The organism is Myroides sp. TSA_177.3, from assembly GCF_052691955.1.
The window spans coordinates 1-9,416 of sequence record NZ_JBQZGD010000041.1; the positions used below are offsets into that span (position 1 = coordinate 1).

Sequence of the window (9,416 nt, forward strand, 5' to 3'; positions counted from 1 at the left end):
TCATTCCCCTGACGGTCATTGATTCCTGATTCCTCAAAGGTAAACAACTCCTCTTGTGCGCGTAAACGAGGAATGTAATCTGGCTCACGCATAAAAGCAATCGCTCGTTGATCCTCCGGGTTGCGCTCAGCAAACTTGCGCATAGCTGCATTTGATGAATCATAACGACCACTTGCCTTAAGCATCTGAGCATAGCGATAGTAAAGTTCCGAATCTAAACTCGGATCCTTCTCCAACGCCTTCCCGTAGTACTTCGCCGCTTCAACTGTATTGAATATGTTGTAATAACAATCAGCCAATTGTAAATAAATATAATTATCTGTCTTCGCACCGCGAATTAGCTTCTGGTATACTTTTGCCGCATCTACAAACTCATAGTGCTTGTAGTGCTCATCGGCAATCTCTAAGGGCGTTTTTATCGGCTCCTGAGCACTCAAACTCTGAGTTGCTAAGAGACCGCCCAATAACAGCGCTAAATAAACCTTTCTTATTTTCATTGTTTTCTTTTTATGCTATTAGAAATAACGAGATGAACTTGACACTTTCTTAGACAAGAAGATATCATAAAGAACCATAAACTCATGAGAGCCTTTGGCCACTTTGTTGATATCGGAAGTGATATAATCATACGCATAACCCACGCGTAATTGCGGCGTAACGCGGTAATTGATCATACCTCCAATAGCATCTTCTAAACGGTAGCTAATCCCGGCCTCAATCTTGTTCAAATACATCACGTTCATGTTCAAGTCAAACGATACAGGAGAGTTCATCGCGTATTTGATCATCGTAGATGGTTTCAACTTCCAATCTTGATCTAAGTCAAAGACGTAACCTCCATTCAGATACATGTGAATCTCGCGCTGACCATAGTCCTTACCATCGTAGTTCAAATAGTATTCTTTTATCATATTAGGAACTCCTAAACCGATAAAGTATTTATCCGTATAGTAGTACGCCCCAATACCTGCGTTAAAAAGCGTAGACTTGCTGTCTTCTCCAAAGGCAGGATCATTGGGATCAATGGTATAACCATTTCCAATATCAGAAAACAAATTAGAACTGTGAAACGTAGCTCCTGCTTTGATACCCAAGGCTAATTTATGAACGCCACCTAGCTCCAAAGTATAAGAAAAATCTCCGTAAATATTGTTCTCCGTAACTGGCCCGATGCGGTCATTGATAAAAGACAAACCAACACCAACTTTCTTCCCTACTCGACTGTTGATGAAAAAAGTTCCTGTTTCGGGTGCTCCATCAAAACCAGCCCATTGTTTGCGATACAAAGCTCCCATAGATACAGCATCCTTCGATCCTGCATAAGCTGGGTTCACAACACTCATGTTATACATATACTGCGTGTATTGTGGGTTCTGTTGGGCTTTCACTTCAAGGCAACTAAGCAAACTCAGCACTCCTAATGTTAAATATATTTTCTTCATATACGGTTTAATTTTTTAAATAGTAATAAAACAACTGTGCGTGAAATCACACACAGTTGTTTGTTTGTATTAATAATTAATTTGTACCCAACCTGTTCTCATTTTTCCATTTGAAACAATTACATAATAGTACGTTCCTGATGGTAATTTATTGCCAGATTTATCTTGTCCTTTCCACTCACTCTGATATAAACCTTGAGAATACACTTCTATTCCAGTTCGGTTAAAGATCTGGATTTTTGAAACTCCGTGTTCACTCAAATCAAATGAATCGTTCAATCCATCGCCATTTGGTGAAATTCCCTTCGGAATTGGACATTCTTCAAAATCGATAGTGAAACTACTTTGATCCACACAAACAGCTCCTTTTTTACCTTCCAATGTAGCAAAAATATAAATAGTTGTTGGCTCATAGATGATTGTTCCCGCTGGTAATTCTTCACCTTCTCCATTTGGCAACGTATAGTATTTGTTATACTCAGATAAAGCTGGTAATGGATAAACTTCACAAGTAAACACCATATTTTCAAATCGATCTGCTATAGGTTGTTCTACAATTTCTAAAGAGAAATGTGATTCACCATAACATCCTTTTTCATCTACTCTATAGATATAAATATCATGCGTACCAACTACATCCAATACATCTCCATCTACATATTTGGTACCTTGACCATTTTTCTGCGTATAATACGCTTCTCCTTCTTTTAATGCCGGGAATGTATAAATACTACAAACGCTAACATCTTTCGCAACCGTTACATCTAATGGAGGTTGAACAACAACTCTAAACGTCTTAATTAAACTACAACCTGTATTTTTGTTTGTTAGCTTCGCATAGATTGTTTTACTTCTTTCTGTAAATTCATGGATAGTATCCAATGGATTTACATTATTATTCATATCCTCTTCCGTTTCGAAATATTGTAATGTATACTTTGTTGGATCTAACTCACCTAAAATTTTAGCGTTATTATCACTCAAATCTACAAAATTTATTTCTCCTGGTTCACGTGCACAATCCACTAATTCTACTGGTGTACCCATCACGAAATCTTCTTTAACGAAATTGAATTCTTTTGTCAATTCAGTAATTTCTCCACAGATTTCATACGTAGCTTTCGCTGTATATTTTACAGATTCAGTAACACTAATATCAATGGTAGTTTCAGAAGAGAAAAACTCTCCATCTTTTTCCCATAAGAATTCTGCTGTTGAATCACCGTCTGGAGTAAAACGCCATGCTTCTTCTTGAGCAGTCCAACGTCCTATATTACGTCCTGGTGGAACATAGGCCACAGTACCATCTCCATTTTGGATTCCTAAAACGCCATTACCATCATTATGAGTTGCTGCTACTGGTCTATTTTTCACATATACCTCAATGATGTTAGTACCTTCATACAATACCACTTGTGTTGTTTGTGTACTTCCCTCTATATCATCAGGATCATAATGATCACTCCATAATCCTAAATGATAGATATTAAACACCAACGTTCTACATGGGGCCTTTCCAATGATTTGATAATTAATTGATTTATCTGCTGGCGAGCCCACAGTTCTAGGATCTAAATCCTGTAAAACTCCAAAGATAGCATTCACATAAGGAGGGCTTGTACTTGTTGGTCCTGGATTATAGGGTATTGGATTTGCCGCATTTAATATGTAACCACTCCAATCATTCGGTACATATCGTCCACCTGGTACTACATCCTTAATACTAAAGGTTATCGCACCATTATCGGTAATTAAAACTTTATCAAATTTATTGCCAAAAAAACAGAAATCAAAACCAAGATCAATAACACCCGACCATCTGTCATCCGTATCAATTTCAATTGCTCCATCTCCTCCTTTAAATGGAAATGGTGGTTTATAATCAATAGCATCAACTTTATATTTATCTGTTTTTAAGATATCATAATACGAAGCTCCTAATGTAAAGTTAAATGCTCCTTTATCACAAATCACATAATCTCCATTTTCATTTTTCTCAAATCCTTCGATTTCTGAAAATTCGATATCTGCATCTACCTTCGCGCATCCTGGAGGTGGAATAAAGGAGATAATTCCCGGTTTAGACCATCTTCCTTTATCTGTATCCGAACAAATTGGACGAACATAAAATTTGTAAAAACGATCTTCAGGATTTGCTGGATCCGGATCTGGATATACATATCTTGGTTGATTTACCACAATACCAGCTGTTGCATCACCTGGCACTGTTGTGTCATCTAAATCCAGAATAAATACTTCCCATTGTGTTTCATCTCCATGCGATTCCCACGTCAATAAAGCACTTGCAGGAATTGATCCTTCGATTGGTTCAGCTTGCAAGTCTGTAACAGCAGGACAAGATAAACGTTTTAGTGTAATGTTGTCAATAGCCGCAGGTGGTTGAGTTCCACCGCTAACGTCTTGTCTCCATTCGAAAACAAGTCGAAGCGTACTTCCTGCATACGCTCTCAAATCAAGGATTTCATCCACTGAAGCAAATGTTTCTTGATTATTGAACTCTGCTCCAATCTGTCTGCGATTTGTTCCTGCTGTGATTTGTTGTCCTGTTGTAGGAACAAAAGAATTAGGTACTAACCACACTCTAAAATAATCAATTCTTGAAAATGTAAATCCTTCCCCCATACAGCGCCAATCAAAAGAGAAATTACTTTCTGAAGTACCTGCAGGAACGGCGATATCGCGATAAGCATGAGTTACCATTGTACCACTACGCTCATATTCATTCGTTACTCCATTGTCTTTAGAGATATACAAGGATTTTGTTCCTCCATTGTGTACAGCAGTTCCAATTACCCATTTATTCGCCGTACCTGTACCCATACTCCAGTTATTATCGCCTTCGAAATCCTCTGTATAAGGCATTTCAGCAGCAATTTGTCCTGTTGCAATTGGTAGTTGTACCCAAAAACTCTTATCCGTAGCACTACAAACCGTTCTCACCCATACATAGTATTGTGTATTTGCCGTTAATCCTGTAATTGTATAAGGATTATCCGTTGTAACAACTGATCCAGTTACTGTTGCTCCAGGTGGAGTAGCAGTAGTGGAATGATATACCTCGTATTGTGTTTGTCCTGTTGCAGCTGTCCATGAAACAGTAATTGAAGAATTCGTAACTGCCGATACAGCTAAGTTAGTTGGAGGATAACAAGTCACAACTGCTACTTCAACATTATCAATTGCTGCTGGCGGTTGATTACCTACACTACTATCCTGACGCCATTCAAATACTAGACGCATTGTTTGACCAGCAAATACCGCAGCATTTTGAATCATTTGTGTTCTTCTAAATTCTGGATTCGCATTATATTCAGCACCTAGTTTAATTCTATTTGTTGCAGCTGTTATTTGTGTTCCAGCAGTTGGCACAAAATCAACAGGCACCAACCAAGCTCTGAAATAATCACTTGAGGTTCCTTCCCCTACACAACGCCAATCAAAAGCAACACTAATATCTGTTGTTCCTGCTGGAATTGTAATATCACGATAGGCATGCGCTACTGCAGCGCCATTTACCTCATACGTATTTGTTGCCCCATTATCTTGTGAAATATAAAGGGATTTCGTTCCGCCATTTTGAGCAGCAGTTCCCACTACCCATTTATTAACAGCATTACTTCTTTTAGACCAATTATCTTGTCCTTCAAAGCCATCAACATAAGGTAAAGTAGCTGGTACTTGTCCAGTAAGAATTGGTAGTTGTACCCAGAAACTCTTATCATTTGCACCACAAACCGTTCTTACCCAAACATAATATTCTGTATTTGGTGTTAATCCTTGAATCGTATAAGGATTATCCGTTGTAGTAACAGATCCTGTAACTGTTTCACCTGGAGTTGTACTCGTTGTAGAATAGTACACCTCATATTGTGTTTGTCCCGTTGCAGCAGTCCAAGCTATTGTTGCAGTTGTTGCTGTAATTGCATTCAATTGCAGAGCTGTTGGCGCAGAACAAGTAATAACAGAAACCCCTAAGTTATCAATTGCCGCAGGCGGTTGAGCTCCACCACCACTATCTTGTTTCCATTCAAAAACTAAACGCATGGTCTGTCCTGCGAAAGCAGAGGCATTTACAATCAATTGCTCTCTCGAAAATTGAGCGTTTGCATTATATTCTGATCGCCCTAAGCGAATTCTACCTGTAGCTGCTGCAATTTGTGTTCCTATTGTTGGTTGAAAAGAGGTAGGCACCGCCCATACTCTAAAATAATCCCATGCTCCACCTTCGCCTACACAACGCCAGTCAAAGTTTATAGCAATTTCATTTGTTCCAGCAGGAATTGCAAGATCACGATAAGCATGAGCTACGCCTTCACCAACAGTATTATATGTGTTGTTCGCACCATTATCTTCTGAAATATATAACGCTTTTGTTCCACCATTATTTACAGCAGTACCAACCACCCATTTATTTACAATATTACTCTGTTTATCCCAATTATCAGTTCCTTCAAAATCCTCATTGTATGGTAAAACTGCCGCTACTTGTATCGTTCTAATTGACAAGGGAGTCCACATACTTTTTGTAGTTTCATCACAGATTGTTCTCACCCAAATATAGTAACTTGTACTTGGCGTTAACCCCTCAATTGTGTAAGGATTATTTGCTGTAGTAACAGAACCAGTCACAGTTTCTCCTGGAGCTGTATTTTCTGTAGAATAGTAAACTTCATACTGTGTCTGCCCAGCTGCAACGGCCCATGCAATGATTGCTGATGAAGAATTTACTGTAGTTGCCTGCAGAGCAGTTGGTGCAGGACAAGCAATAACACTTACATTTAAATTGTCTATTGCAGCAGGGGGTTGATTTCCACTACTACCATCTTGTCTCCACTCAAAAACTAAGCGCATCGTTTGACCAGCAAATGCACCAGTGTTAAATACTATATTTTCATTAACAAATACATCAGAATCATTGTACACCACTCTTCCTACTTGCACTCTATCAGCCGAAGCAGTAATTTGCGTTCCTGCAACAGGTGTATAACTAACAGGAACTGCCCATACTTTAAAATAGTCATATTTAGAAGTCGTAAAACCTTCTCCTTTACAACGCCAATCAAAATTGATTGAAATTTGCGTTGCTCCAGTAGGAATAACAATATCACGATATGCCTGTGATACTTCTCCTCCTGTTACACTAAGTGTATATTCATTTGCTACCCCTCCATTATTACTAATGTAAAGCGCAGATGTACCTCCATTATTTACAGCTGTACCTATATGCCACTTATTTACGTTATGATTTGAATAAACAAAGTTAGCCTCTCCCTCAAAATCTTCTACATAAGGCATAGTGGCTGCTACTTGTCCTGTTGTAAAAACAGATGCACTAGAGAAATCTGACGTATCAGTAGTACCACAATTAGCATGAACATATAACGAGTACGTTGTTGATGGAGTTAAACCAGAAACCGTTACTGGTAAAGTAGTTAAATCTGTTACAGTACCAGAAGTTGCTAGACCTGTAGCGCCAGAACCCGCAGCTCCTTCTGTTCTAATTTCATATGAAACTCCTGTTGTAGAATTGCGATTTGTTACGTTAAAACTAACTGTTGTAGCCGTAAGACTTGTAATACTTGCACTAATAGGTGGACAAGTAATCTCGTCACCAAATGTCAATTTTAAATTAGGGCGATTTGTTACTCCAGTTAAATTAGCTGTTGGAGGATCCGTATCTGCATTTACAGTAAAATGCATATTAGGTGCAGCTGATGCTTTGATATTAAATGTACCTCCGCCTCCGCTTCCACCATAATTTGTTTCTACTAGTACTAATAAGTTTTTGTTGCCACCAGTATAATTAAACGATGCCAAAAAATTAATAGTATGAAAACCAGTTGCTGTTGGACTTACAACTCCATCAAATACTAAAGTTGCATCTGCAATAAAACTTGCCCAATTATTTGCAACCAAAGCCGTTTCTTCTACTTCCTTTAAGAAAATTCGAACAGGTCTAGCTACTGAAACAGATCCAATATCCCATGCTATTTTATTAATAAAGCCAATTTGATCAATCTCTGTTGCAGTATACAACGCAGCTGATCGTTCATAGCCATAAAGAGCACCAAAAGGCTGCCTTTCGGTAGCTGTACCTGTGCCAATCGTGACCTCTTGCCCATAAGTAAAAAATATACTCAGCAAGAAACAGAATAGCACTGTAATTCTTTTCATACGTTTTAAGTTTTAAGTTAGTTATCGTCAAATATAGAATTTTTTTATACAAAGATTAACAAAATTCAGCCTCTCCACGTCGACAAACCCTTAGCCACAGGGCTATTTTATTGGTATTCATTCAAAATAACAAATAATTAACCTTACTTATTCTTTTCATTTAAGTTAAAAAATTAGCATCATAAATCATAAGCCCCTAAAATAATTAAAAAATAGTTTTTTTCACAAATTCGTATAAGTTCTCAGAAATTCAATCATTTAACCTTGTAATTTCTCTCATCTAAACGAATAAAAAAAAGCCCCTACCATATAAAATGGTAAGGACTTCTTAAAATATACTAACTTAATACTTAAAACTCTAATTATTTGAGTATTACAAACTCACTACGTCTGTTGATTGCGTGCTCTTCTTCTGTACAGTTCGCTTTACAATCAATCTTCGGTACACTTGGTCCATAACCTTGTGACTCTAATCGGTAAGCTTCAATACCTTTTGACAACACATATTGAACTGTTGTTTTTGCACGATTCTCTGACAACTTCTGGTTGTACGTCGCACTTCCGCGGTTATCCGTATGCGAACCTACCTTGATGCGCATCTCTGGATTGCGCTTCATCACTTTCACCAACTTATCCAATTCGATTGCCCCTTGTTGGGTAATGTTGAAACGGTCAAATTCGAAGTAAACATCACCTAAGATTATCTCGTGTTTAGTCACTAGTACCTCAATCGGACGCAAGCCTACATTAACTAACTGACGACCTCCTTTGCGGTTCAATGGAACTTCTACAGCCTTCCCTTCAAAGTCATCCATGTCCACTTGTAAGTGGTAAAATTTCCCACAATCTACAACGTATTCCACAATACCTCGCTGATCCGTAAACTTCGTTTCAATCAAGTTCTTGCGATCGTCATAGATATCCACACGTGCTCCTGTTAAGATCTTACCGGTGTCTTTGTGTGTTACCGTAACATACATCTCGGTATTACAAACGGGTTTCGCTTTATAGATATCATCACGTCCAATGCGGTTCGTTGAGAAGAAGCCAATGTCTTTTCCTGGGTAAAATGAAAAAGCAAAATCATCTTTAGCCGTATTGATCGGTGAACCTAAGTTCTTCGGTTCTGCCTGTGGAATAGCTAGGTCAACTACATAGATATCTAAACCTCCAAATCCTTTGCGAGAATCCGAAGCAAAATACAACTTCCCATCCTCTGAAATAAATGGAAATGATTCGCGACCTTCGGTATTAATCTGGCTACCCATATTCACAGGTGTACCATAGTTCCCGTCCTCATCAATATCTACTTTCCAGATATCCGTGCTTCCCATCGTTCCTGGCATATCTGATGAAAAGTACAACGTACGACCATCTTTGCTCACACTTGGATTACTTACCGAATAATCACTACCATTGAATGGTACGGGTTCGAAATCTGCCCATTTACCCTTCTTCTTCGTCGCTCTAAAAACACTAACCTTACCTAGCTTCACTAGTTTAGCCTTGTTCTTAGTAAACTTACCAGCGCGGAAACTCTCCGTAGCAAAGTACATCGTATGACCATCTCCAGTTACCGTAGCTGGTCCATCGTGATACTTGGTGTTTAACTCGGAAACAGGTTCAACATCATACAAAGGATCATCTGCATTCTTGTATTTCGCCTGAAAGATATCCAAGTACCCTTGGTTATCCCATCCGTATTTATTCTTAGACTTGTTCCCCTTGCGAGTAGAAGCAAAATAAAGCGTGTCCCCTACTGTTAAAAAGGCTCCAAAA

At 38.5% G+C, this 9,416-nt stretch carries 4 protein-coding genes; all 4 read right to left on the bottom strand.

Annotated features, from left to right (window positions below):
- A partial coding sequence (locus tag ACUTSE_RS17830) for a tetratricopeptide repeat protein (protein WP_445641229.1) occupies positions 1 to 497 on the bottom strand: 497 nt, incomplete at its 3' end.
- A gap of 18 nt (positions 498 to 515) precedes the next feature.
- The gene (locus tag ACUTSE_RS17835) at positions 516 to 1,442 is read right to left on the bottom strand and encodes a PorP/SprF family type IX secretion system membrane protein (protein WP_445641230.1); all 927 of its coding nucleotides are present in this window, start codon (positions 1,440 to 1,442) and stop codon (positions 516 to 518) included.
- Positions 1,443 to 1,511: 69 nt separating this feature from the next.
- The gene (locus ACUTSE_RS17840; protein WP_445641231.1) at positions 1,512 to 7,637 is read right to left on the bottom strand and encodes a fibronectin type III domain-containing protein; all 6,126 of its coding nucleotides are present in this window, start codon (positions 7,635 to 7,637) and stop codon (positions 1,512 to 1,514) included.
- A 362-nt stretch (positions 7,638 to 7,999) separates the two neighbouring features.
- On the bottom strand, positions 8,000 to 9,416 hold a 1,417-nt coding region (locus ACUTSE_RS17845), incomplete at its 5' end, for an OmpA family protein (protein ID WP_445641232.1).